Source organism: Flavobacterium swingsii (assembly GCF_900111965.1).
Taxonomy (GTDB): domain Bacteria; phylum Bacteroidota; class Bacteroidia; order Flavobacteriales; family Flavobacteriaceae; genus Flavobacterium; species Flavobacterium swingsii.
Genome location: NZ_FOJT01000005.1, coordinates 16247 through 41011, shown reverse-complemented (window position 1 = coordinate 41011; position 24765 = coordinate 16247). Strand labels below are relative to the sequence as shown.

The 24765-nt window shown below is 33.2% G+C and carries 24 protein-coding genes and 1 pseudogene; 16 read left to right on the top strand and 9 right to left on the bottom strand.

What is annotated here, in order from left to right; genetic code table 11:
* The first annotated feature begins 109 nt into the window (after positions 1 to 109).
* Positions 110 to 571 carry a peptidoglycan-binding protein LysM gene (lysM, locus tag BM053_RS09280; RefSeq protein WP_091476773.1) on the top strand — a complete coding sequence of 154 codons (462 nt, stop codon included), beginning with the start codon at positions 110 to 112 and terminating at the stop codon, positions 569 to 571.
* A 73-nt stretch (positions 572 to 644) separates the two neighbouring features.
* Here lysM and obgE read toward each other — a convergent pair whose 3' ends face one another.
* From obgE to hpt, 4 genes are all read right to left on the bottom strand, one after another.
* Positions 645 to 1652: a GTPase ObgE gene (gene obgE / locus BM053_RS09275; protein WP_091476770.1), complete on the bottom strand. Its 1008-nt coding sequence runs from the start codon at positions 1650 to 1652 to the stop codon at positions 645 to 647.
* 222 nt (positions 1653 to 1874) lie between these two features.
* Positions 1875 to 3104, bottom strand: a complete 1230-nt coding sequence (locus BM053_RS09270) for a hemolysin family protein (protein ID WP_244148518.1) — start codon at positions 3102 to 3104, stop codon at positions 1875 to 1877.
* A gap of 133 nt (positions 3105 to 3237) precedes the next feature.
* A complete protein-coding gene (locus BM053_RS09265; RefSeq protein WP_091476765.1) occupies positions 3238 to 3810 on the bottom strand; it encodes an adenylate kinase in 573 nt (190 codons plus the stop codon).
* 33 nt (positions 3811 to 3843) lie between these two features.
* A complete protein-coding gene (gene hpt, locus BM053_RS09260; RefSeq protein ID WP_091476763.1) occupies positions 3844 to 4377 on the bottom strand; it encodes a hypoxanthine phosphoribosyltransferase in 534 nt (177 codons plus the stop codon).
* Positions 4378 to 4450: 73 nt separating this feature from the next.
* Here hpt and BM053_RS09255 point away from each other — a divergent pair, with 73 nt between their 5' ends.
* From BM053_RS09255 to BM053_RS09235, 5 genes are read left to right on the top strand one after another with little or no spacing between them, the layout of a single operon-like run.
* On the top strand, positions 4451 to 4981 hold the full coding sequence (locus BM053_RS09255; protein WP_091476760.1) for a hypothetical protein: 531 nt from the start codon (positions 4451 to 4453) through the stop codon (positions 4979 to 4981).
* Positions 4982 to 5032: 51 nt separating this feature from the next.
* Positions 5033 to 6184 carry a 5-(carboxyamino)imidazole ribonucleotide synthase gene (locus BM053_RS09250; protein WP_091476758.1) on the top strand — a complete coding sequence of 384 codons (1152 nt, stop codon included), beginning with the start codon at positions 5033 to 5035 and terminating at the stop codon, positions 6182 to 6184.
* A 6-nt stretch (positions 6185 to 6190) separates the two neighbouring features.
* A complete protein-coding gene (purE, locus tag BM053_RS09245) occupies positions 6191 to 6676 on the top strand; it encodes a 5-(carboxyamino)imidazole ribonucleotide mutase (protein ID WP_091476755.1) in 486 nt (161 codons plus the stop codon).
* 56 nt (positions 6677 to 6732) lie between these two features.
* The gene (locus BM053_RS09240; protein WP_091476752.1) at positions 6733 to 8760 is read left to right on the top strand and encodes a M3 family metallopeptidase; all 2028 of its coding nucleotides are present in this window, start codon (positions 6733 to 6735) and stop codon (positions 8758 to 8760) included.
* Positions 8761 to 8763: 3 nt separating this feature from the next.
* On the top strand, positions 8764 to 9213 hold the full coding sequence (locus tag BM053_RS09235) for an SRPBCC family protein (RefSeq protein ID WP_091476749.1): 450 nt from the start codon (positions 8764 to 8766) through the stop codon (positions 9211 to 9213).
* Positions 9214 to 9238: 25 nt separating this feature from the next.
* Here the strand turns inward: BM053_RS09235 and BM053_RS09230 are convergent, their stop codons facing one another.
* A complete protein-coding gene (locus BM053_RS09230; RefSeq protein WP_091476747.1) occupies positions 9239 to 10075 on the bottom strand; it encodes a UbiA prenyltransferase family protein in 837 nt (278 codons plus the stop codon).
* Between the two features lie 138 nt (positions 10076 to 10213).
* On the opposite strand from BM053_RS09230, the gene gcvP reads away from it, so the two are divergent.
* The 3 genes and pseudogenes from gcvP to BM053_RS12125 form a co-directional block, all read left to right on the top strand.
* Positions 10214 to 13057, top strand: a complete 2844-nt coding sequence (gene gcvP, locus BM053_RS09225; RefSeq protein ID WP_091476744.1) for an aminomethyl-transferring glycine dehydrogenase — start codon at positions 10214 to 10216, stop codon at positions 13055 to 13057.
* Positions 13058 to 13184: 127 nt separating this feature from the next.
* Complete coding sequence (locus BM053_RS09220; RefSeq protein ID WP_091476742.1) at positions 13185 to 13562, top strand: group III truncated hemoglobin; 378 nt, start codon at positions 13185 to 13187, stop codon at positions 13560 to 13562.
* Between the two features lie 9 nt (positions 13563 to 13571).
* Positions 13572 to 13714, top strand: a pseudogene (locus BM053_RS12125) (ketoacyl-ACP synthase III); the annotation flags it as partial.
* A gap of 91 nt (positions 13715 to 13805) precedes the next feature.
* Here the strand turns inward: BM053_RS12125 and BM053_RS09215 are convergent.
* Together BM053_RS09215 and BM053_RS09210 are read right to left on the bottom strand one after the other, a co-directional pair.
* Entirely contained in the window at positions 13806 to 14951 is a 1146-nt protein-coding gene (locus BM053_RS09215) for a LamG-like jellyroll fold domain-containing protein (RefSeq protein WP_091476739.1), read from the bottom strand.
* A gap of 300 nt (positions 14952 to 15251) precedes the next feature.
* The gene (locus BM053_RS09210) at positions 15252 to 15572 is read right to left on the bottom strand and encodes a hypothetical protein (RefSeq protein ID WP_091476736.1); all 321 of its coding nucleotides are present in this window, start codon (positions 15570 to 15572) and stop codon (positions 15252 to 15254) included.
* A 153-nt stretch (positions 15573 to 15725) separates the two neighbouring features.
* On the opposite strand from BM053_RS09210, the gene BM053_RS09205 reads away from it, so the two are divergent.
* From BM053_RS09205 to BM053_RS09190, 4 genes are all read left to right on the top strand, one after another.
* The gene (locus tag BM053_RS09205) at positions 15726 to 17576 is read left to right on the top strand and encodes a tetratricopeptide repeat-containing sensor histidine kinase (RefSeq protein WP_091476733.1); all 1851 of its coding nucleotides are present in this window, start codon (positions 15726 to 15728) and stop codon (positions 17574 to 17576) included.
* Positions 17569 to 18330, top strand: a complete 762-nt coding sequence (locus tag BM053_RS09200; RefSeq protein ID WP_091476730.1) for a LytR/AlgR family response regulator transcription factor — start codon at positions 17569 to 17571, stop codon at positions 18328 to 18330. The genes BM053_RS09205 and BM053_RS09200 overlap by 8 nt, the downstream gene beginning before the upstream one ends.
* A 182-nt stretch (positions 18331 to 18512) precedes the next feature.
* Complete coding sequence (locus BM053_RS09195) at positions 18513 to 18686, top strand: globin family protein (RefSeq protein WP_208600948.1); 174 nt, start codon at positions 18513 to 18515, stop codon at positions 18684 to 18686.
* Positions 18687 to 18811: 125 nt separating this feature from the next.
* Positions 18812 to 19870: a 3-oxoacyl-ACP synthase III family protein gene (locus BM053_RS09190; RefSeq protein WP_091476728.1), complete on the top strand. Its 1059-nt coding sequence runs from the start codon at positions 18812 to 18814 to the stop codon at positions 19868 to 19870.
* On the opposite strand, the gene BM053_RS09185 is transcribed toward BM053_RS09190, so the two are convergent.
* Both BM053_RS09185 and BM053_RS09180 read right to left on the bottom strand, forming a co-directional pair.
* Complete coding sequence (locus BM053_RS09185; RefSeq protein WP_091476726.1) at positions 19858 to 21321, bottom strand: lipopolysaccharide biosynthesis protein; 1464 nt, start codon at positions 21319 to 21321, stop codon at positions 19858 to 19860. The two genes, BM053_RS09190 and BM053_RS09185, sit on opposite strands and share 13 nt — an antisense overlap.
* Positions 21311 to 22198, bottom strand: coding sequence for a glycosyltransferase family 2 protein (locus tag BM053_RS09180; protein WP_091477241.1), 888 nt, complete (start codon positions 22196 to 22198; stop codon positions 21311 to 21313). Before BM053_RS09180 ends, BM053_RS09185 begins: the two co-directional genes overlap by 11 nt.
* 59 nt (positions 22199 to 22257) lie before the next feature.
* Here BM053_RS09180 and BM053_RS09175 point away from each other — a divergent pair, with 59 nt between their 5' ends.
* The 3 genes from BM053_RS09175 to BM053_RS09165 all read left to right on the top strand — a co-directional run bounded on the left by BM053_RS09175 (position 22258) and on the right by BM053_RS09165 (position 24689).
* Positions 22258 to 23109, top strand: a complete 852-nt coding sequence (locus BM053_RS09175) for a glycosyltransferase family 2 protein (protein ID WP_091476724.1) — start codon at positions 22258 to 22260, stop codon at positions 23107 to 23109.
* Between the two features lie 66 nt (positions 23110 to 23175).
* The gene (locus BM053_RS09170; RefSeq protein ID WP_091476722.1) at positions 23176 to 23922 is read left to right on the top strand and encodes an MlaE family ABC transporter permease; all 747 of its coding nucleotides are present in this window, start codon (positions 23176 to 23178) and stop codon (positions 23920 to 23922) included.
* Complete coding sequence (locus BM053_RS09165) at positions 23922 to 24689, top strand: ABC transporter ATP-binding protein (RefSeq protein WP_091476720.1); 768 nt, start codon at positions 23922 to 23924, stop codon at positions 24687 to 24689. Before BM053_RS09170 ends, BM053_RS09165 begins: the two co-directional genes overlap by 1 nt.
* Positions 24690 to 24765: the final 76 nt, after the last annotated feature.

Here is a 24765-nt window from a genome sequence, read left to right as displayed (position 1 = left end):
CAATATATTAGCAATAATTTAAATATAAATTTAAAAAAACACATGGGGTTTTTAAACTTTGGCATTTATTTTGCTAAATTTGAGTTTATAACAATTAAAAAAATTAATTATGGGATTATTTTCGTTTATTAAAGGTGCTGGAAAAAAATTATTTGGCGCAAAAGAAGAAGCTGCTCCAGCTGAGGAGAAATCACAATTGAAAGCAAGTGCTTTATTAGCACACGTACAAGCATTAGGTTTGGCTTTCAAAACTTTAAAAGTTTCGGTAATGGCAGATGAGTCTGTAGTTGTAAGCGGGGAAGTTGACCAACAAGCGGATTCAGAAAAAATCGTTTTGGCTTTAGGAAATGTTGACGGTGTTGAAACTGTTGACAACCAAATGACTGTTGCTATTCCTGCTCCAGAAGCTAGATATCATACAGTTGTGGAAGGTGATTGGTTGTCTAAAATTGCTAAAACATATTATGATGACGCTACTAAATATGATGTTATTTTTGAAGCTAACAAGCCAATGCTTGCAGATCCAGACGAAATTTATCCAGGTCAGGTTTTAAGAATTCCTAATTTGTAATCATTACTTTTTAAGATAAAAAAAGGGCTTCAAGTTTATTTGAAGCCCTTTTCGTTTTGGTTTTTATTTTATTTTAAACCTCCGTATTTAGCATTGCCCATAATTTGTCTTTCAATTCAGTTAGCCCTTGTTGCGCTACTGATGAGATAAATAAATAAGGAATGTCTTTGAAATCTTTATCCAATTGTTTTTTCATTTCTACTTGTAATTCTGCGTCAAGCATATCGCATTTAGAAACAACAATTAGTCGGTCTTTATCTAGCATTTCTGGGTTGTAACGACGCAATTCGTCTAGTAGAATATCATATTCTTTCTTAATATCATCAGCATCAGCAGGAACAAGAAACAATAATGTCGAGTTACGCTCGATGTGACGCAAGAAATAATGTCCTAATCCTTTTCCTTCGGCTGCTCCTTCTATAATCCCTGGAATGTCGGCGATTACAAATGATTGATAATCACGATAAGCTACAATTCCTAAATTTGGTTTTAGCGTTGTAAAGGGATAATCGGCAATTTTTGGTTTTGCAGAAGTCAATACAGACAATAAAGTCGATTTTCCTGCATTAGGAAAACCTACTAAACCTACATCGGCCAAAACTTTTAGTTCTAATACAATATCCGCTTCTTGAGCTGGTAATCCTGGTTGAGAATATCTTGGCGTTTGATTCGTTGAACTACGAAAATGCCAGTTTCCTAAACCGCCTTTCCCGCCTTCGGCGATGATTCTTTTTTCTCCGTCTTCGGTGATTTCGAAAAGGATTTCGTTGGTTTCTTTGTCACGAACTACGGTTCCTAACGGTACTTCGATATACTTATCTTCTCCATCACTTCCTGTGCTTCGTGAGCTTCCGCCATCGCCACCATGTCCTGCTTTTACGTGTCGTGCAAATTTTAGGTGAAATAAGGTCCAAAGTGCTTTGTTTCCTACCAAAAACACGTGCCCACCGCGACCACCGTCACCACCATCTGGCCCTCCTTTTTCGATAAATTTTTCTCTATGTAAGTGCGTAGATCCTTTTCCTCCTTTTCCAGAGGATACATATATTTTTGTGTAGTCTACGAAATTTCCTTCAGTCATTTTATTTTAGATTTCAGTGTTTAGAGTTTAGATTTTCGTATTAAAGTGAAAATCATTTCTAAAAACTATTTTTTCAAGTAGGCGAATAATTTGCTTTTTAACCCCGATTGCAGCGGAAATCCTTTGCTTTTTTTCTTTAGAAAAGCAAAGATTATAGCGAAAAGCGGGGATATGGTTTGCTAAAAAAGCCCGAACTATTCGTTCTTGATAATTATTATTATTTTATTTTTCTGCTAATGAACTTACTAAAACTTTATCGATTTTTACGCCGTCCATATCGATTACTTCGAGTTGCATTTTGTTCCAGATGAGTTTTTCTCCTACTTTTGGAATGTATGATAACTCGGTCATTATGAGTCCGCTAACCGTAGTTACGTCGTAATCATTTATGAGGTCGTCCATATCGAAATAAGTTAAGAAATCGTGTAGGGAATAATGTCCGTCGACCAACCATGTGCCGTCTTCACGGGCGTTTAGCTGAAATTCTTCTTCGTAAAAATCGGCCGCATCGCCTACTAACGCTTCTAGAATATCGTTTAGGGTTATAATTCCTTGTATCATTCCGTGCTCATCGGTCACGAGGGCATAATGTACTTTAGATTTTTTGAATATTTCTAAGGCTTTGTACGCTGATGTGTGTTCGATAAAATAGACTGGCTCTTTTGTGATGGCTCGCAAATCGAAATTTCCTTTTTCGAAACTGGCGAACAAATCTTTTAGAAACACAATTCCGACAACTTCATCTAGATTGTCCTCGCAAACTGGATAAACAGAATGTAATTCGTTAAGCATTTTTGCTTTTAGTGAAGTGATATCGTCATCTTCGATTGATAGGTAAACTAATGAATTTCTGTGTGTCATTAGCGAGTTTACTTTCCTGTCCCCAATATGAAAAACACGTTCTACGATGTCTTGCTCTATTTCTTGTACTTCTCCGCCTTCAGTTCCTTCTTTGATAATTGCTTTTATTTCTTCTTCGGTTACTTTCCCGTCGGCTGTTGGTTTTATTTTTAGAATATCTAAAATAAAATCGGTTGTCGTGGTTAGCAACCAGATAAATGGCGCGGTTATTATCGAAACTATTTTCATAGGAACAGCAACTGCTTTTGCAATCGCTTCCGGATGATTCAATCCGATTCTTTTAGGTAATAATTCGCCTAAAACTAAAGAGAAAAAAGTTAGAATAACTACTACAATTCCTACCGATAAATTATGCGAATAAGGTTGCAAAACTGTAAATCCTTCTAGAAATAATCTGACATCGGTTGTTATTTTGTCGCCAGAATATATACCAGTAAGAATTCCTATTAAGGTGATTCCTATTTGTACTGTCGACAGGAATTTGTTTGGCGAATTGGCTAAATCTAAAGCTGTTTTTGCACTGGTATTTCCTTTTTTTGCCGCCGATTCTAGTCGGTTTTTACGAGCAGAAATCAATGCTATTTCTGACATTGAGAACACTCCGTTTAAAAGAATTAAAAAGAAAATGATAAGTATTTCCACTTTTTATTGATTTGGTTATTCGTTTATTTATCTATTCGGGATAACGAAACCGTTTTGTTATTAATTTTTTCTTATTGCTAAGTTACAAATTATCAATGACTTTACTAAGTCGTTCGGTAATTTCTTGAATTGTTCCAATTCCGTTTACAGCATGAAACTTGTCTTGATTTTTGTAATAATTCATCAATGGTGCTGTTTTTTCGTTGTATTCTTGGTAACGATTTCTTATTTTTTCTTCGTCTTGATCATCAATTCTTCCAGATGTTTTTCCTCTTTCTAATAATCGTTGCACCAAGATTTCATCATTAGCTTCAAGCGCTACAGTTGCTGTAATGCTTTGTTTTTTTGATAATAAAAATTCATCTAAAGCGTTTGCTTGTGCTAAAGTTCTCGGAAATCCATCAAACAAAAATCCTTTTGAATGTTGGTTTTTATCTACTTCCGATTCTAGCATTTTGATAGTTACTTCATCTGGAACCAAATCGCCTTTATCGATAAATGTTTTGGCTAACTTTCCTAATTCAGTTTCATTTTTTATATTAAATCTAAAAATATCTCCTGTAGAAAGATGTGTTAGATTGTATTTTTCTTTCAAAAATTCTGCTTGTGTACCTTTTCCTGCACCCGGTTTCCCGAAAAGAACTATGTTAATCATTTTAAAAAAATTGTGTAGTTATGTTGTATTTATTTAATCTTTTAATTGATAAACCTCTGGCAAATTTCTACCCAAACCATCGTAATCTAATCCGAATCCGACGATAAATTTATTGGGAATTCTAATACCTATATAATCTAGTTTAATATCTTTTTTGTAGGCTTCTGGTTTAAAGAAAAGCGTCGCAATTTTGAAATGTTTTACGCCTTTATTTTTGAATAAAATCTTCAACTCTTCGACCGTATTTCCAGTATCTACAATGTCTTCGATAACAATTACCGTTCTTCCTGTTAAATCCTGATTGATACCTATAAGTTGTTTTACTTCGTTTGTCGAAGCCGTTCCTTCATAAGAAGCCATTTTGATAAAACTAACTTCGCAAGGCGATTTGTAGTGTTTCATAAAATCTGAAACTACCATAAATGCACCGTTTAAAACACCCACAAAAACAGGTGTTTCGTCAGCAAAATCAGCTTCTACTTGAGCTGCCATGGTTGCAATTGCAAAATCTATTTCTTGTGCCGAAATAAAAGGAACAAAATGTTTGTCGTGTAATTTGATTTCCATAGTTATTTTATAGAATAATTCGCAAAGATAACAAATTAGCGTTCATTTAGAAGATTTTATTTATTTTTGAAGTATGAATTTAGAATTACTTCAAAGAATCGAAAAAAGCTCTGCTCATAGAAAAAGTCGGGAAGACAATGCACAATATATTTTAAACAATCATGAACAGTTTTCGGAGTTAATAAAATTTGCTTTTAACACAAGTAATAAAAATCATTATAAATCCTGCTGGATTTTAGAATTGATATTAGAAGAAAGACTTCATTTAATAGTTCCATTTTTAGATACATTTAGTAATGAAATTTCGAAATACACTAATGAAAGTGCTCTACGTTCAATTTCCAAAATCTGCATGTTCCTTGCCAAGCACATGGTATTGACTAAAGATCAAGAACAAAAAATCATTGAATCTTGTTTCGATTGGCTCATTCTTGAGAATGTAAAAGTAGCAACCAAGGCATATTCAATTAGAGCATTATTTGAATTAGGCAAAAAAAACGAGTGGATTTATCTAGAATTGAAACGGATTATTTCTGAGGATTACACAAAATATTCTGCAGCTTACAAAGCCGTTGCAAGGGAAATTTTAAAGAAATTAGAATAGATTTTTCTCTATTAAACCTTTATAAAGTATCTTTGCCCAAACACAACTACAATGAATTATTTTTCTTCCGATTTTAAATTAGGAATTCTCGGCGGCGGACAATTAGGCAAAATGTTATTGGCCGAAACCAGAAAATTCGACATCCAAACTTATGTGCTCGACCCGAGCGACGAAGCTCCTTGCAAAATAGCTTGTAATCATTTTGTTCAAGGAAGTTTGATGGATTTTGAAACCGTTTACAACTTCGGAAAACAAGTCGATGTTCTAACTTTCGAAATAGAACTCGTTAATCTCGAAGCATTAGAAAAATTAGAAAACGAAGGCAAAAAAGTATATCCGTCTCCAAAAACTTTAAAACTGATTCAAAACAAAGGAATTCAGAAAGAATTTTATATTCAAAATAATATTCCGACAGCTCCTTTTGAAAAATTTGAAAGTCTCGAAAATCTAAAATCTAAAATCCAAAATCTAAAATTACCATTTATCTGGAAATGTACCGAATTTGGTTACGACGGAACAGGTGTAAAAGTAGTAAGAGCAATTTCCGATTTAGAAAATTTACCCAACGTAGAATGTATTGCCGAAGAAATGATTGCTTTCAAAAATGAATTGGCAGTTATTGTTGTTCGAAATGTTTCAGGCGAAGTAAAAACCTATCCTGTGGTCGAAATGGAGTTTCACCCAGAAGCTAATCAGGTAGAATATGTAATTTGTCCGGCAAGAATTGATGATAAAATTGCACAAAAAGCACAAGAAATTGCTTTACAAGTTTCCAAAAAATTTAATCACGTTGGTTTATTGGCTGTAGAAATGTTTCAAACCCAAAACGATGAAATATTAGTAAACGAAGTGGCACCAAGACCACATAATTCAGGACATCACACAATCGAAGCCAGTTATACATCACAATTTGAAAATCATTTGCGAGCAACTTTAAATCTTCCTTTAGGAAATTGCGATAGCAAAGTTGCCGGAATTATGGTAAATTTGGTTGGCGAAGAAAATTTTTCTGGACCAGTAGTTTATGAAAACATCGAAAAAATAATGGCAATAAACGGAGTAACTCCACACATTTACGGAAAAAAAGAAACACGCCCGTTCAGAAAAATGGGACACGTTACCATTGTAAATGAAGATATGAAAATTGCCCGAAAAATTGCCGAAGAAGTCAAGAATAGTATTAGAGTAATAAGTACAAAATAAAACCATATGAGCAAAGTAGCCATAATAATGGGAAGCATTTCCGACATGCCAGTAATGCAAGAAGCCATCGACATCTTAAAAGAATTTAATATAGAAACCGAAGTCGATATTGTTTCGGCTCACAGAACGCCCGAAAAATTATTCGATTTTAGCAAAAACGCACACACTCGCGGCATTTCGGTAATTATTGCAGGAGCAGGTGGCGCAGCGCATTTGCCAGGAATGGTCGCTTCAATGTCACCATTACCAATAATTGGTGTTCCGGTAAAATCGAGCAATTCTATCGATGGTTGGGATTCTGTTTTGTCTATTCTTCAAATGCCAGGTGGTGTTCCCGTGGCAACTGTCGCTTTAAACGGCGCAAAAAATGCTGGAATATTAGCAGCTCAAATCATTGGCTCTTCAAATAAATCGGTTTTAGATAAAATTATTTCTTACAAAGAAAGTTTGAAAGACGCTGTGAATAAATCTTCGCAAAATTTAAAGAAATAAAACATTCCTAACCCTATCAGGGTTCAAAACCCTGATAGGGCTAAATTTTACACGAAATGAAAATACTTACTCAAAAATTCAACACAAAATACGATACTGCGCCATTTTCTCAAATAAAATTAGAAGATTACAAACCCGCTTTTATCGAAAATATAGCCGCTGCAAAAGCAGAAATCGACACCATAATAAACAATTCTGAAACTCCAACTTTCGAAAACACTATCGAAGTATTGGATTTTTCAGGAAACGCTTTAGACAGATTATCGTCTGTTTTCTTCAATCTAAATTCAGCAGAAACCAGCGACGAAATGCAAAAAATCGCACAAGAAGTTTCACCTTTATTAACGGAATTCAGCAACGACATTACACTAAACGAAGATTTATTCAAAAGAATAAAAACCGTTTACGAGCAAAAAGACAATTTAAATCTATCAACAGAGCAAGCGACTTTATTAGACAAAAAATTCAAAAGTTTTTCTCGAAATGGAGCTTTATTATCGGAAGAAAAAAAATCAAAACTTCGTGAAATTGATACCGAATTGGCAAAGTTAAAATTGACTTATGGAGAAAATGTTTTGGCTGAAACCAATAATTATCAATTGCACGTTACCAACGAATCTGATTTAAAAGGTTTACCAGAAGGAACAATCGAAGCCGCAAAAGCATTGGCTAAATCTAAAAACTTAGAAGGTTACATTTTTACGCTCGATATGCCAAGTTATTTGCCGTTTGTAACCTATGCTGAAAATCGTGAGTTGCGAAAAGAAATTTCTATCGCAGCAGGGAAAAAAGCATTCCAAAATAACGAATTCGATAATCAGGAAATCACGCTTAAAATTGCAAAATTACGTTTCGAAAGAGCCAATTTATTAGGCTATGAAACCCATTCCCATTTTGTTCTCGAAGAACGAATGGCGCAAAATCCAGACAAGGTAAAATCATTTTTGAATGATTTATTGGTTAAAGCAAAACCTGCGGCCAAACGTGAATTTGCAGAATTAACAGCATTCGCCAAAGAAATAGACGGAATTGAACAACTCGAAAAATGGGACGGTTCTTATTATTCAGAAAAATTGAAACAGAAATTATTCAATTTAGATGACGAAAAATTGAAACCTTATTTTCAATTAGAAAATGTTCTGAATGGTGCTTTTACCATCGCAGGAAAATTATACGGATTAACATTTACCGAAGTTTTCAATATCGATAAATATCATGAAGAAGTAACAACTTATGAAGTAAAAGACGAATTTAACGAACTGGTTGCCATTTTTTATGCCGATTTCTTTCCAAGAAAAGGAAAACGAAATGGTGCTTGGATGACGAGTTTCAAATCACAATATATAAAGGACGGAAAAAACGAACGACCACATATTTCCAATGTTTGTAATTTTACACCGCCAACAAACAGTAAACCATCTTTATTAACTTTCAATGAAGTAACCACTTTATTCCACGAATTTGGTCACGGATTGCACGGAATGTTAGCAAACACTGTTTACCCAAGTTTGTCAGGAACATCAGTTTATTGGGATTTTGTAGAATTACCAAGCCAAGTAATGGAAAACTGGTGTTACGAGCCAGAAGCATTGGCAATTTTCGCCAAACATTATGAAACTGGCGAAATTATTCCACAAGAATATGTCGAAAAAATCAAAGAAAGTGCGAGCTTTCAGGAAGGAATGGCAACTTTGCGTCAAATTAGTTTCGGATTGCTTGATATGGCTTTTCACAGCAACAATCCATCCCAAATTACCAATGTAAAAACATTCGAAAAAGCAGCTTTTGAAGGCACAACTTTATATCCTGATGTGGCCGAAAATTGTATGTCAGTTTCCTTTTCACATATTTTTGCTGGCGGATATTCTTCTGGATATTACAGCTACAAATGGGCAGAAGTTCTCGATGCCGATGCTTTTGCGTATTTCCAAGAAAAAGGAATTTTCAATAAAGAAGTAGCAACAAAATTCAAAGACAACGTACTTTCTAAAGGTGGAACCGAATTACCAATGGAATTGTACAAACGTTTTCGTGGTCAAGAACCAAAACCAGATGCATTGTTGAAACGTGCTGGATTGATTTAGATTATGACAACAATAAATATAATTACTAAAGTAAACGCGCCAATTCAGAAAGTTTTTGATATTAATCGAGATATTGATATTCATCAAAAATCCGCAAGCAAAACCAACGAAGTCGCTATTGCTGGCGTAACTTCTGGATTAATAAATCTTAATGAAACCGTGACTTGGCGTGGCAAACATTTCGGAATTTATCTTACACATAAAAGCCGAATGACGGCTATGAATTTTTATGATTATTTTGTTGATGAAATGGAAGAAGGTAAATTTAAATTCTTCAAACACGAACATTTTTTTGAAGAACAAAACGGAGTTACCACTATGACCGATAAGTTGTGCTATGAAACTCCATTTGGTTTTTTTGGAAAAATATTTGATAATTTATTCTTAAAAAAATATCTAACTCAGTTTTTATTGGAACGTAATCAAGTTTTAAAAGAATTGTCCGAGAATTAAATTTTTATTGATTCACCAATATCAATTACTTACTCAATAAAATAAGTGAAATCCACAAAACTATCGGAATACTTTCTACCCAAAAGGAAGTGTAATATTTGGGACGTTTTTCGTTAGCAAAAAATATAAAAATTGCAATAATAACGGCTATAATCGATTGTAATGACAATGAAAAAAAATGATTACTGAGATTGTCATTTCCATTGACATTAAAAACCTCTAATGCACAAAAAATCAGCAATAAAACATAGCCTAAATATTTCGTTCGCTTCACTCCTATTTGTTGCGGAACAGTTTTCAAATGCGGGTCATCATATTGCAAATCGATGATTTCGAAAATTAAAACCAGAACAAAAACTAAAATAAAACGTTGAACACATTTTAAATAAAAATCAGAAGTGATTTCAATTCCTGAATTCAAGATAGGTAAAACTAAGGTAACTCCAACCCAACTTAAGGCAACAATATAAATTTTGACACCAGCCCAATTTCTCGCATTTTTTCTATTAGGAAAAAACGGAAGTGTATATAATAATGTCAGTCCCAAAAAAACAACTGCGACAATTTGGGTATATTTCTGCAATTGAAAAAAACAAATTCCAACAGCAATTAATGACACAAAACTTAAAAAAGCGATTGCTTTTAGTTCATTTCGCATTTGTAGTTTTTTGATTCTAGCCAAAGCATCATACTTTACAAAATTATAACCTACGATTGTTCCGAAAAAAGCAAAACAAACCATGGCTTCGTCATCGGAAACATGAAACATATATTGTGTCATTTTCACCAACGCATAAACGGACAAAGCCACGTGAATACTACTGTTTATATAAAAATCGAATATTTGTTTAAAAATCTTCATTCAACAAAATTAGTCAAACTGTTAATAAGATTCTTATTTAGTTGAAAAATCGATAAAAAATTGAACTTTAAAACTACATTTATTAGCAGATTAATATTTATTTTTGCAATCAAAATTACACAACACATTTCTACCTATATGAAAACAGATGCTTTTGCTTTAAGACACATTGGAACTGGTGAAAACGACCTAAGTCACATGTTAAAAACTATTGGAGTTGAATCAGTAGATCAATTACTTTACGAAACTTTTCCTGATGGAATTCGTTTAAAAAAAGAATTGAATTTAGAAGAACCTATGTCGGAATATGAGTACTTAAATCACATTCAAGAATTAGGCAAAAAAAATAAAGTATTCAAATCATATATAGGTTTAGGATATAATCCTGCAATTGTACCTGCAGTTATTCAAAGAAATATTTTTGAAAACCCAGGTTGGTATACAGCTTACACACCTTATCAAGCAGAAATTGCTCAAGGGCGTTTAGAAGCGATATTAAATTTCCAAACTACAGTTATCGAATTAACTGGAATGGAAATTGCAAATGCGTCTTTATTAGATGAAGGAACTGCTGCTGCTGAAGCAATGGCATTATTATTTGATGTTCGTTCTCGTGATCAAAAAAAGAACAACGTAAATAAATTTTTCGTTTCTGAGGAAATTTTACCACAAACACTTTCTGTATTGCAAACTCGTTCTACACCAATTGGAGTAGAATTAGTAGTTGGAAACCACGAAACTTTCGATTTCTCTACAGAATTTTTCGGAGCAATGTTACAATATCCAGGAAAATATGGTCAAGTTAATGATTATACTGGATTTATCGCAAAAGCGAAAGAAAACGGAATTAAAGTTGGTGTAGCTGCAGATATTTTATCTCTAGTAAAATTAACTTCACCTGGTGAGATGGGCGCTGATGTTGTAGTTGGAACTTCGCAACGTTTTGGTATTCCAATGGGTTACGGTGGACCACACGCCGCTTTCTTCGCAACAAAAGACGAATACAAACGTTCTATGCCAGGAAGAATTATTGGAGTTTCTATCGATGTTAACGGAAACCGTGCTTTACGTATGGCATTAGGTACTCGTGAACAACATATTAAACGTGAAAAAGCGACTTCAAACATTTGTACAGCGCAAGTTTTATTAGCGGTTATGGCTGGAATGTATGCTGTTTATCACGGACCAAAAGGTTTACAATATATTGCAAATAAAGTACACGCATCAGCAAATACAATTGCTGAAGCATTAAATAAATTAGGTATTTACCAAACTAATACATCTTTCTTCGATACGATTTTAGTAAAAGCAGATGCTGCTAAAGTAAAAGCGATTGCCGAAAGAAATGAAGTGAATTTCTATTATGTAGATGCAGAAACAATTTCAATTTCATTCAACGAAACGACTTCAATTGCAGATATCAATCAAATTATTGGAATTTTCGCTGAAGCAGTTGGAAAAGAATTTACTCCGGTTAAAATCCTTTTACCTTCTGGTAGAATTGCTGAAAGTTCAGTAAGAACGTCAACTTTCTTACAACATGATGTTTTCAACAACCATCATTCTGAAAGTCAGTTAATGCGTTATATCAAAAAATTAGAGCGTAAAGATTTATCGTTAAATCATTCGATGATTTCTTTAGGTTCTTGTACTATGAAATTAAATGCTGCTGCCGAAATGTTGCCTTTATCTATGGCGAATTGGAACAGTATTCACCCTTTTGCTCCTATCGAACAAGCTGAAGGATATATCACAATGCTTAAAAAACTAGAACAACAATTAAATGTGGTTACTGGTTTCACAGGTACAACTTTACAACCAAATTCTGGTGCGCAAGGTGAATATGCTGGTTTAATGGCAATTCGTGCATATCACGCTTCTCGTGGAGACGAGCACAGAACAGTTTGTTTAATTCCTTCATCTGCTCACGGAACAAATCCGGCTTCTGCAGCAATGGCTGGAATGGACATTATCGTTACAAAAACAACTCCAGAAGGAAATATTGACGTTGAAGATTTAAGAGCAAGAGCGATTGAATTTAAAGATAGATTATCATGTTTAATGGTAACTTATCCATCAACTCACGGGGTTTACGAATCATCAATTATTGAAATTACACAATTAATTCACGAAAATGGTGGATTAGTATATATGGATGGTGCAAATATGAATGCACAAGTTGGATTAACAAATCCAGCTACAATTGGCGCTGATGTTTGTCACTTAAACTTACACAAAACGTTCGCTATTCCTCATGGTGGTGGTGGACCAGGTGTTGGACCAATTTGTGTGAACGATAAATTAGTTCCATTTTTACCATCAAATCCTGTAATTCATGTTGGTGGTGATCAAGCAATTACTGCTATTTCATCTGCTCCTTATGGTTCTGCTTTAGTTTGTTTAATTTCTTACGGATACATCTGTATGTTAGGTGCTGAAGGTTTAACTCAATCTACTAAACATGCTATTTTAAATGCGAATTATATGAAAGCGCGTTTAGAAGCTCATTATCCAATTTTATATTCTGGAGAAATGGGAAGAGCGGCTCACGAAATGATTTTAGATTGTCGTTCTTTTGAAGACAACGGAATTAAAGTTACAGATATCGCAAAACGTTTAATGGATTATGGTTTCCACGCTCCAACGGTTTCTTTCCCAGTTGCTGGAACATTAATGATCGAACCAACAGAATCTGAAGATTTACCAGAATTAGATCGTTTCTGTGATGCTATGATTTCAATTCGTAAAGAAATTGAAGCTTCAACAAAAGATGATGTTCAAAATATCTTGAAAAACGCACCTCATACTTTAGCAATGGTGACTTCTGACGAATGGGTTTTCCCATACACAAGAGAAAACGCTGCATTCCCATTAGAGTATATTGCTGAAAACAAATTCTGGCCATCAGTTCGTCGTGTAGATGAAGCGTATGGAGACAGAAATTTAGTTTGTAGCTGTGCTCCAATTGAAGCATATATGTAATTAAAAATATTACCCAATAACAAAAGGTTTCAAGTTTTATAATTTGAAACCTTTTTTGTTTATAAACTGATTTTTATCAGTAATTTTAAAATTGAATTACAATACTTTTGAAATTTAAAAGACAATAATGAAAGATATACAAAACCAAGAAGATTTATATTTGCTCGTCGATTCGTTTTATAAAAAACTACTTTCGGACGATTCGATAAGTTATATTTTTACTGCTGTTGTGAAAATAAAAATCGAAGAACATTTACCCATATTAGTTACCTTTTGGTCGCAAGCCATTTTAGGAACTGGCGGCTACACAAAAAATCTAACCCAAATACATTTGGATATTGATAAAAAAGAGCATCTAACTCCAGAGTTATTCAAAATTTGGCTACATCATTTTTACACTACTGTTGATGAAAATTTTATCGGCGAAAAAGCCGAACAAATAAAAACCCAAGCTTTGAGTATTGCTACAATAATGCAAATTAAAATCATACAACAAAATGAATAATTTTTTTAATTAAAAATGGAAAGTGACACTTATGTCTATGACGAAGCTAATTATTTATTCTTTAGAAAATCATACAATCCAGATTTAGAAAAGAAGATACTCGCTACATCAAGATGTATGGTCGTAAAATTTATGAATTTGCATTAAGCAATGAAAAGCTACTTTGTTTATCGATATTAAAAAAGCAAAAACCCTTTTAAGAAAAATTTCTTAAAAGGGTTTTTCAATTAATAAAAATACTTATTATTGTTTCACTATCTTTTTAGTAACAACTCTATTATTTTCATCTTGAATTCTTACTAAATAAATTCCAACAGATAAATCAGAAACATTGATTTTGTGTTCTTTTGAAGATAGTACTTTCTGACCTTGTAAAGCATACACTTCTACAGATGAAATCTCCTCTTTCATATCAATATTTAAAACATCATTTACAGGATTTGGGAACAAAGAAACTTTTAAATTGTTTTGTGCAAAATTGGATGTAAAAAGTGCATTATTATTAAAAATCTCACCAACCTGAGTAGCTGTTAACTCATAATTATAAAATTGTAAGTCGTCAAATTCAACTATTGCAGCGTTTCCACCTAATCTAAAAGTAGACGTATCTGTATTTAGTGTCATTGTTGTAGAATCTTTAAAATTTCCATTTGTATAGAGTTTTACAATACCATTTTTGAAAGTAACAACACTATGTACCCAAACACCACCACCTGTAGAGCTCGATGGAAAGGTATAATCTGTTCCGTAACTTTGAAATACATAATTACCATTTGCAGCCAAATATAGTCCAAATGTTCGCCCACTAGAACCTGTGCCATAAGCAAACAATCCTATTGCTACAGAATGTGCTGGTTTTTTATGCCAAAATGATATCGATCTTTCTGAATTCCCTACTGGTAAATTTGGAATTGTTGCAGTTGCAGGGACTGATGTACTTCCTACTCTAATAGCAGATATTATTTGGCTATTTCTGTTGTTAACAAAACTAGTGTTGGCTGCTGCAAAAGGGCTGTTTCCTTCCGAATTATTTAATGAGTTATCAAAAGGATAGTTTGCAATTTGGGTAGGTAGCGCAGATCTTGTAAAATTACCAATTGAACTTGTCGAAGTTCCTGCAGAGTTTGTTGCTTCCACTTGATAAAAGTAAGTGGTGTTTTGACTTAATCCTGATAAACTAACATTTCCCGCAATAGTTGTGTTTCCCGAAACTGAAAAACCCGTAACTTCCGTGGTAAGATTACCACTAGACAAACCGTATCTTACTAATGAAGTTGTTGCCAATTCTTTGTCCCATATGGAATAGTTTATTGTAGCAGAATTTGTAGTTATTGCGGAAGAAGTTACACTATAAATTCCGGGTGCTTGTGTGTCGGTTGTAAAACTCAATATAGCACCCGTGGAAGTACCCGCAGAATTAGTAGCTTCGATTTGAAAATAATATGTAGTGTTAGATAAAAGTCCTGATAAGTTAGCAAATGCAGAAATAGCAGAAGTTCCTGATGCAGACGAACCTATAACTTGATTAGATAAATTTCCACTTGTTAATCCATATCTAATTAACGAAGTTGTTGCAAATCCATTAGCATTTAAAGAGTAATTTACAGTAGCTGTGCTATAAGTACCCGGACTATTTGTAAAAGTGATTGTTGGAGCAGCACTTAAAGTTGTAAAAGTGCCCGTTGTAGATTAGGAAGTTCCAGAAGCATTATCACATCTATATCTAAAATAATAAGTAGTATTTGGCGTTAATCCCGTCAAATTTTTCGGCGAAACCCAAGTTCCTGCGGCACTTCCTCCAGCTCCAGAAAGTGGCGCAAGAGCTACATTTCCAGCATTACCCGTAGCCAATTGAGAATAAAGTGTTGTGGTAGTACTTGATGTTACCTGAAAGCTAATTGTTGCCGAAGTAGCTGTAATATTATACGATGATGGAGCAGAGAATGTAGCGACCTGAGCCTTGGCAAAAGAAAATGCCATAAACATAAAAAATAGTAAACGTGTTTTCATAATAGATAGTTTTTAAGATTATGAAGCAAAACTATTGTAACAATCAAAACAAAAACCCGCCAGTTTGAGAACTGCCGCTTTGAGTTTGAGAACCATCTTTTTATATTGTATATTTCCTATACTTTTACAAAAAAATAATTTAGTGTATCGCAGATGAAAAAAATAGTACTCCTTTTTATCCTTACAAGCTATTGTTTTGGACAGTCCAACCCAAAAGATGCTTTAAAAAAAATAAACTCTTATTCTAAAAAAGACACTGTAAAGGTCGAAATGATTGTAGATTATTGCGTAGCCAATACTTTTTCAAACTCTGCCAAAGTGTTGAAAATGGCGCAAGAAGCTTATGTAATTTCAAAAGAAATTAAATATACATTAGGCGAAATCCGTTCGCTCAATTGTATTGGAAACTCCTATTACCAACAAGCCATCTATGATAAAGCAATTGCTAATTATACCAAAGCACTTTCTATAGCCGAAAAATTAAAAGACACCAAAAATATCGTCATTGGAAAAAATAATTTAGGAAATCTTTATGTTCGAACCAATCAACCCGAAAAAGCATTGCCAATTCTAAAAGAAGCCGACTCTATTTTAGTAGAATCTGGACAAGAATTTACTCAAACCCGGGCTGCAATTCTGACCAATATTGGCGGGTTATATTCTTCGTTAAAAAAACACAAGGAGGCCATCGAATACCACAAAAAAACATTAAAACTTTGCGAAAAACTGAAAATATCTTTTGGAATTGCCATTGCCACTTGCAATATTGGCGAAGAATATGTCCTGTTACAGGATTATAAAACAGCTTTCGGGTATCTAAAAAAATCTCAACTACTATCCGAAAAAGAAGGTTTTGATAATTTTCTAGGAAAGAATTATAAAAATATTGGAGTTGTACTTTGGCATCAAAACAAAAAAGAAGAAGCTTTTGAATATCTAAAAAAAGCCATAGTAGTTTGCGAAAAAACAAACGAACAAAACGTAATAATCGAAACATTAGAAATACTACAACAATATTATGCCGAAAGCAACGACTATAAAAATGCTTTTCTTACCAGTTTAAAATTGAAGAAAGTAAATCATAGCGTCATTAGCATCGAAAAACAAAAAGCCGTTTCCGAAATCAACACCAAATACGAAACCGAGAAAAAACAAAATCATATAGTATCACTAAAGAAAGACAATGATATTGCCAATCTAGAAAATAAACGGCAAAAATCAATTGTATTATCACTTTCATTATTTATTCTTTCGTTATTAATTTTCGGCTATTTTATATTCAATCGTTTCAAAATAAAGAAACAAAACGAGCTTTTAAAACTGCAACTTCTCGAAGCCGAGAAAACAATTATTGCAGAGAAAAAAGCATCACAAAGTGAACTTAAAGCATTGAAATCGCAAATGAATCCGCATTTTTTCTTCAATGCACTCAACACCATCCAATCGTATATCGCAACAAATGAAACGGAAGAAGCCACTGATTATTTGAATAAATTTTCGAAACTGACTCGAATAATCCTAGAAATGACCGACAAAAACTGGATTACTATTGATGAAGAAATAAAAATGCAAACCTTGTATTTGAATCTGCAAAAAACACGTTTATCTAATTTTGATTTTCAAATCAACATCAAAAACAACAGCATTCACAACGCAACCATTCCCACCATGCTCTTACAACCTTACATCGAAAATGCGGTCATTCACGGACTTTCGCACAAATTAGGAAAAAGAAATCTATGGGTTAATTTTGAAATAAATACCAAAAACCAATTGAAAATCGAAATAAAAGACAACGGAATTGGACTAACCAAAGCCAACGAAATCAATCAGAAAAACGCGAATAAAAACACTTCCTTTGCAACAAAAGCAACACTGGAACGATTGGAAATCATCAACAGAAATGATTTGAAAATTGCCATCGAAACAAACGAATTATTCGACGACAACGAAAAGTCGGAAGGAACAGAAATAAAAATCACAATGGATTTGCGTTATGAATAAATACAAAACCATCATCATCGAAGACGAAAAAAGAGCACAAATTCTTTTGCAAAACATCTTGGAAAAATATTTTCCAAATGTCGAAATTATGGCTATTGCCGACGATTTGCCTTCTGGAGTAAAAGCTATTCACAAATACAAACCCGATTTTGTTTTCCTTGATATTGAAATGCCCAATTTTAGCGGATTGGAAATTTTGGATTTTTTCAATGAAAAAGAAGTTGATTTTTCTATCATTTTCACTACCGCCTATAATCATTATGCTATAGAAGCGCTGAAAATTGCTGCCGTAGATTATTTGCTAAAACCTTTAAACAAAGAAGATATAAAAGAAGCATTAGAACGCTTTGAAAAGAAAAATAACACTTACAATCAAGAATCTTTTTCGAGTTTAAAAAGCATTATTTTGGATAAAAAAATCAACAAAATCGCAGTTCCAGAAGGCAGTCAACTGCATTTTATAAAACCCGAAGATATTGTTTACATCAAGGCAGACAATTCGTATTCGGAACTTTATTTAGAAAACGGAAAACAAATGATTGTGAGCCGTTCCATAAAAAACTTCGAAGATGGACTAAAAGAAAATTCGTATTTTTGCCGAATCCACAAATCCTATTTAATCAATACCCGTTTCGTGGAGAAATACGACAAATCGAATGGTGGCTGGATCACACTTTCCAATAAAAAAGAACTTCCAGTTTCTTCTGAAAGAATTGATGCTTTTTTGGGTTTAATCAACAAAATCTCTCGCTAAATTTGATTTCAAAAAGATATCAAAACTTTATACATTTACAGTTTAATTAAACTCCAGAACGAGAAACTGTTTCGTTACTCGCAACCTTATGTACGAAAAAACATTTCTCAATATTAGTTACTTTTTGGTCGCAAGCTATTTTGAGAACTGGCAGCCATACGAAAAATCTGACCCAAATACATTTGGATATTGATAAAAAAGAGCATCTAACTCCTGAATTATTCAAAATTTGGTTACATCATTTTTACACTACTGTTGATGAAAATTTTATCGGCGAAAAAGCCGAACAAATAAAAACCCAAGCTTTGAGTATTGCTACAATAATGCAAATTAAAATCATACAACAAAATGAATAATTTTTTATATTATCAATAAATTAAGATAATGTTAAATGAATATTCTGTAATAATAATTAAATTTTAAATTTTTTAATTAAAAAAGGAGATTTTATTGATACTTTAGCTTAACCAATTACTACAAAATGAACATCAAAATAACAGGTTCCGGAAGTTATATCCCGAATCAAATCGTAACCAATTTAGATTTTGCAAAACACCAGTTTTTAAATGAGGACGGAAGTGCTTTTAACGCGTCAAACGAAGTTATTGCTCATAAATTCAAACAAATAACCGGTATTGAAGAACGACGTTATGTAGATGAAAATCTTGTCACATCAGACATTGCTCTTTTTGCTGCTCAAAAAGCCATTGATACTGCAAAGATTGATCCCGAAACTTTAGATTATATTATTTTTGCTCACAATTTTGGTAATGTAAAACAAGGTGCAATACAAGGAGATGCCGTACCAAGTCTTGCTGCCAGAGTAAAGCAAAAATTAAGAATAAAAAAACCAAAATGTGTTGCGTATGATATTTTATTTGGCTGTCCTGGTTGGGTAGAAGGTGTTATTCAAGCGCAAGCTTTTATCAAAGCTGGAATGGCAAAAAAATGTTTGGTAATTGGTGCCGAAACTTTATCAAGAGTGGTTGATATTCACGACAGAGACAGTATGATTTATTCTGACGGAGCTGGCGCAACTATTATTGAAGCGACAAATGATGACGGAGGAATATTGGCACACGCTTCAGCAACTTTTGCTACTGATGAAGCTGATTATTTGTTTTTCGGGAATTCATTTAACAAAAATCTCGACAAAGATGTTCGTTACATTAAGATGCAAGGACGAAAAATATACGAATTTGCATTAAACGAAGTTCCAAAAGCTATGAAAGACTGTCTCGACGAAAGCGGCATTCCAATTTCTGAAGTAAAAAAAGTCTTAATTCATCAGGCAAACGAAAAAATGGACGAAGCTATAATTCATCGTTTTTTCAAACTTTACAATCAAGAAACTCCAGAAGGCATTATGCCAATGAGTATTCATAAATTAGGAAATTCGAGCGTGGCAACAGTGCCAACTTTGTACGATTTGCTTATTAATGGGAAAATAGAAAATCAAGAAATCAACAAAGGCGATGTGATTATTTTCGCATCTGTTGGAGCGGGAATGAATATTAATGCGATTGTTTATCGTGTATAATTTCTAATTCTATCTATCCAAATCGTAACTTGATAAACCAATTTTAGTTTATAAATAATCAAGATATTTAGTAATAAACTTAAGGAAACCTTATATACTAAGGTGTACATTTCGTTTATTAATTTTGGTAAAAAATAGACAACTCCTAAAGTCATTACAAAAATTAAAACCAATTTCAGGTAATTATAATCGAAAGGGAAAAGTTTAAATTTTTTGTAAATAAATAACAATTTAGCAAAATTGAAAACTACCATTGATAATAAAGAAGCTACTGCAACCGCTTCTATTCCAAAATTAAAATAAAGTATAAACAGTAAATTTAAACCCACATTGAGCACAATAAGTATGGCAATGGCGATTAAATTGAACTTATAATACTTCGAATACGTAATTATTTCGCCATTAAAACCCGTTCCCATATTGACTAAAACATTAAATCCTAAAATGAGAATGATAGGGATTGATGCTATCAGGTTTTCGTGGGTGGGCAAAAGCATAAATAAATTTTCGATTCCAAGGAAAATACAACTGTATAAAAGTGCGCCAATAAAAAAAAGCAACTTTGAGGTTTCTTTGTACTTTAAATTCAATTCTGATAAATTATCATTTTTTAAATAATTGGAAATGATTGGTGCATATAATGCAAAAACACCAGTCGCTGGTATTGCTAATGCCGATGCTAAAGTCACACCGATGCTAAATGTTCCGTTGGCTTCCATCGAAATGAATTTCGGAATCATTAAAGCATCAATCCTAAACGCAAAAACGGACCCTAAACTTCCCGCAAAAGCATACATCGAAAACTGATAATAATCTCTTTTAGAAACTTCATTAAAAAGTGATTTAAAATCTAAATTAAACTTAGGTTTAAAATGTTTATGCAAATAAATCGTCAGTAAAATAAGTATCAGTCCGTACGAAATAATATAAAAAACAACCGATTGACTGAACGTTATGTAATGATACATCAACAATAAGAAAATAATGGGCAGCGAAATTTTAGGAATAATATTGTCTAAAAATGTAGGCACTGCAATTTTCTGAATGATTGTCGCTTGCTTTTTGAACAACTCAATAAATGCTAAAAATAGCGCAATAGGAAAAGCAAAATAAACATATTTCATTCCTTTAAAAGCTGGAATAAATGAAATTATAAAAAGTAATCCGAGAATAAAACTACTTATAATTAGAATCGAAAAAATACTGTAATTAAACAGCTTTTTTTTGTGCAATTCGTCAAGTTTTGGTGTGAAGTTCACCAATGCTTGCGATGCTCCTATAAGCATTATTGGAAATAAAACATACGAAATGGCATCGATATATCTGAAAATACCAAGTAATTCTTTGTCATTTGGGTAAATAAAAAGTGTAGAAATTACTCCAATAACAATCCCAACATAATTAATTATGGTAAAGAAAAAAGCTTGTTTTTGGGAAATTTTATTCGACATAAGTCATCGATTTTTTTCTGGATTTTATGATGGTTTGCATTCTAAAAACAAGCTGCAGATAATAAACAACCAAATTATAAAATAACTTTACAATAGATGTAAAAGAATAACTTTTTTTGAAATATTTTGGCAATCCGAAAACCGATTTTAATGCATTTGCATAACTCACAAACAAAGTATTATTTATATCCAAAACCTGCGATAACATTCTGTATTTCGATTGGATTACATCTTTTTTGAAACTACGCGTAATTTTTCGATCGTGGCAAATTTTAGCATTTTCAACAATTACAATCTGAAATTGATGGTACAAAACGCGGTCACAGTAATTTCTATCTTCTCCATAATGTCCAAAAAGTGGCTCGAAACCACCAACTTTTCGTAAACAATCGCTCGAAACAAGCCAGGCTGCAGCATTTACAAAAGGAACAATCGCAATAGTTAGATCTGAATTTTCTTCAATTTTTCTATTATAATAAGTTACAAAACCTTCGTCTAGCGTTTTTTCATTGCCCGAAAAATGCATTGGACTCACAATTCCAAATGAAGGATTTTTTTGAGCAACGGTAACTAAATTCGAAATCGTATCATCAAAAACCCAAGTATCTTGGTTCAGTAAAAAAACATAATCCGCGTTATTTTTTAAAGCATAATCAATTCCAATATTATTAGCTTTTCCAAATCCTAAATTTTCTTCGGATTGAATAAAATGAATCTCCGAAAATTGTTTCAAAAGTTCGACCGAATCATCAGTAGAAGAATTATCGATAACAACAATATCGACAGGATAAATCGAATGCAACAAAGAATTGATACATTTCTCTATCCATTTCGAGCCATTATACGTCACAATGATGACAAAAACCTTTTTATTCAAAGCCAATATTTTTATTATCCTACAAAAATAAGGATATTTGTATTCGAGTTTAGTATAAAATGAAATATTACATCATAATTCCTGCACATAACGAAGAATCGTTTCTCAGTTTGACTTTACAGTCAATTATCGAGCAGACTATTTTGCCTTCAAAAATCGTGGTCGTCAATGACAATTCGACCGATAAAACGGCAGAAATTGCATCGGCTTTCGCCGAAAATAATCCAACTATAACTTTAGTAAACAAAACTTCGGAAGCGATACATTTGCCAGGAAGTAAAGTCATACAAGCCTTTAACAAAGGATTAGAAACGGTAGATGATGATTACGATTTTATTGTAAAAGCAGATGCTGATTTAATTTTCCCAAAGAATTATTTCGAAACCATTATCAATCATTTCAAGTCTGATGACAAGACAGGAATGGTTGGCGGATTTGCTTATATCGAAAAAAATAATGATTGGATTCTAGAAAACCTGACCGATAAAGATCATATTCGTGGTGCTTTTAAAGCCTACCGAAAAGAAACTTTCAAACAAATTGGCGGACTAAAACCTGCGATGGGTTGGGATACGGTTGATGAATTATTATGCAAATTTTACAATTGGAAAGTCGTAACCGACCAATCGTTACAAGTAAAACATCTCAAACCAACAGGCGCAAACTATAATAAAACCGCTCGATACAAACAAGGCGAAGCATTTTATAGTTTAGGATACGGATTTTTTATTACCGCAATTGCATCGGCAAAACTGGCGATGATGAAAAAGAAACCTTTATTATTTCTAGATTACATCAATGGTTTTTGGAAAGCAAAATCAGCAAAAAAACCTTTATTAGTTTCCGATGAACAAGCCCGATTTATTAGAAATTATCGTTGGAAGAAAATGAAAGAAAAATTGTTTGGTTGATTCTTTAATTTGCATTATCAATTGTAAATTGTCAATTATTAATTACTTTAGCCATTATTTAAACTTATGATGTTAATTCGTTATTTATCGCAAATCGGAAGATATTTTCTGATGATAGCAGAGATTTTCAAAAAACCAACCAAATGGTCGGTGATGCGAACGCTTATCTTCAAAGAAATAGATGATTTAATTATTGGTTCCTTAGGTATTGTAGCCTTCATTTCATTTTTCGTAGGTGGTGTTGTAGCCATACAAACCGCTCTGAATTTGACCAATCCGCTAATTCCTAAATATCTTATTGGTTTTGCGACCAGACAATCTATTATTTTAGAATTTGCGCCTACTTTTATCTCCATCATTATGGCAGGAAAAATGGGTTCGTTTATCACGTCGAGCATAGGAACCATGCGTGTTACCGAACAAATTGATGCGCTCGAAGTAATGGGTGTAAACTCCTTAAACTATCTTGTATTTCCAAAACTAATTGCCTTGTTATTATATCCGTTCCTTATAGGAATCGCGATGTTTTTAGGTGTTCTGGGTGGTTATATCGCCAGTGTTTACGGCGGTTTTGGTAGTAGTGCTGAATTTATAGACGGACTTCAAAAAGAATTTATTCCTTTTCATATTACTTATGCATTCATAAAAACATTAATTTTTGCTTTAATTCTGGCTACGATTCCATCATTTCACGGTTATTATATGAAAGGTGGCGCACTTGAAGTAGGGAAAGCAAGTACGGTGTCGTTTGTTTGGACATCGGTCATGATTATTTTGATGAATTATATTTTAACTCAACTACTTTTAACCTAATGATAGAAGTAAAAAATATCGAGAAATCGTTTGGCGAAAGCAAAGTTTTAAAAGGAGTTTCGACTGTTTTTGAAACTGGAAAAACCAATTTAATCATTGGTCAAAGTGGTTCTGGAAAAACAGTATTACTAAAAAGCTTGTTGGGAATTCATTCGCCAGAAGTGGGAACTATTTCCTTTGATGGAAGAATATATTCCGAATTATCTGCCGATGAAAAACGGGAATTACGTACCGAAATTGGTATGGTTTTTCAAGGAAGTGCTTTATTCGATTCGATGACAGTCGAAGAAAATGTAGGTTTTCCTCTAAAAATGTTTACACAGAATTCTAAATCAGAAATTCAGGATCGTGTCGATTTTGTATTAAAAAGAGTCAATCTTATTGATGCTCATAAAAAATTACCTTCTGAAATTTCGGGCGGAATGCAAAAACGTGTTGCCATTGCTCGTGCCATTGTAAACAATCCTAAATATTTATTTTGCGACGAACCCAACTCTGGTTTAGATCCAAATACGGCTATTTTGATTGATAATTTGATTGGCGAAATCACCGAAGAATACAACATTACAACCGTGATTAACACCCACGATATGAACTCCGTAATGGAAATTGGGCAGAATATTTTGTTCCTAAAAAACGGTTTGAAAGCTTGGCAAGGAACCAAAGAAGAAATTTTTAGAACGGATAATGAAGCCGTTGTTGATTTTGTGTATTCGTCAGAATTGTTTAAAAAAGTGAGACAAGCTGTGTTGAGTGAAAAGGCTTAAAGTCTTGTCTTTTCTATATTATAAGTTTACTTACTCTTAGAGGAACTAGGGAATCTCCTTTTTAATCGAAACCACT

Bases quoted from the DNA above. Each gene is read 5' to 3' on its own strand.
- lysM (WP_091476773.1), top strand. From the start codon at position 110: ATGGGATTATTTTCGTTTATTAAAGGTGCTGGAAAAAAATTATTTGGC.
- obgE (WP_091476770.1), bottom strand. From the start codon at position 1,652: ATGACTGAAGGAAATTTCGTAGACTACACAAAAATATATGTATCCTCT.
- BM053_RS09270 (WP_244148518.1), bottom strand. From the start codon at position 3,104: ATGTCAGAAATAGCATTGATTTCTGCTCGTAAAAACCGACTAGAATCG.
- BM053_RS09265 (WP_091476765.1), bottom strand. From the start codon at position 3,810: ATGATTAACATAGTTCTTTTCGGGAAACCGGGTGCAGGAAAAGGTACA.
- hpt (WP_091476763.1), bottom strand. From the start codon at position 4,377: ATGGAAATCAAATTACACGACAAACATTTTGTTCCTTTTATTTCGGCA.
- BM053_RS09255 (WP_091476760.1), top strand. From the start codon at position 4,451: ATGAATTTAGAATTACTTCAAAGAATCGAAAAAAGCTCTGCTCATAGA.
- BM053_RS09250 (WP_091476758.1), top strand. From the start codon at position 5,033: ATGAATTATTTTTCTTCCGATTTTAAATTAGGAATTCTCGGCGGCGGA.
- purE (WP_091476755.1), top strand. From the start codon at position 6,191: ATGAGCAAAGTAGCCATAATAATGGGAAGCATTTCCGACATGCCAGTA.
- BM053_RS09240 (WP_091476752.1), top strand. From the start codon at position 6,733: ATGAAAATACTTACTCAAAAATTCAACACAAAATACGATACTGCGCCA.
- BM053_RS09235 (WP_091476749.1), top strand. From the start codon at position 8,764: ATGACAACAATAAATATAATTACTAAAGTAAACGCGCCAATTCAGAAA.
- BM053_RS09230 (WP_091476747.1), bottom strand. From the start codon at position 10,075: ATGAAGATTTTTAAACAAATATTCGATTTTTATATAAACAGTAGTATT.
- gcvP (WP_091476744.1), top strand. From the start codon at position 10,214: ATGAAAACAGATGCTTTTGCTTTAAGACACATTGGAACTGGTGAAAAC.
- BM053_RS09220 (WP_091476742.1), top strand. From the start codon at position 13,185: ATGAAAGATATACAAAACCAAGAAGATTTATATTTGCTCGTCGATTCG.
- BM053_RS09210 (WP_091476736.1), bottom strand. From the start codon at position 15,572: ATGAAAACACGTTTACTATTTTTTATGTTTATGGCATTTTCTTTTGCC.
- BM053_RS09205 (WP_091476733.1), top strand. From the start codon at position 15,726: ATGAAAAAAATAGTACTCCTTTTTATCCTTACAAGCTATTGTTTTGGA.
- BM053_RS09200 (WP_091476730.1), top strand. From the start codon at position 17,569: ATGAATAAATACAAAACCATCATCATCGAAGACGAAAAAAGAGCACAA.
- BM053_RS09190 (WP_091476728.1), top strand. From the start codon at position 18,812: ATGAACATCAAAATAACAGGTTCCGGAAGTTATATCCCGAATCAAATC.
- BM053_RS09185 (WP_091476726.1), bottom strand. From the start codon at position 21,321: ATGTCGAATAAAATTTCCCAAAAACAAGCTTTTTTCTTTACCATAATT.
- BM053_RS09175 (WP_091476724.1), top strand. From the start codon at position 22,258: ATGAAATATTACATCATAATTCCTGCACATAACGAAGAATCGTTTCTC.
- BM053_RS09170 (WP_091476722.1), top strand. From the start codon at position 23,176: ATGATGTTAATTCGTTATTTATCGCAAATCGGAAGATATTTTCTGATG.
- BM053_RS09165 (WP_091476720.1), top strand. From the start codon at position 23,922: ATGATAGAAGTAAAAAATATCGAGAAATCGTTTGGCGAAAGCAAAGTT.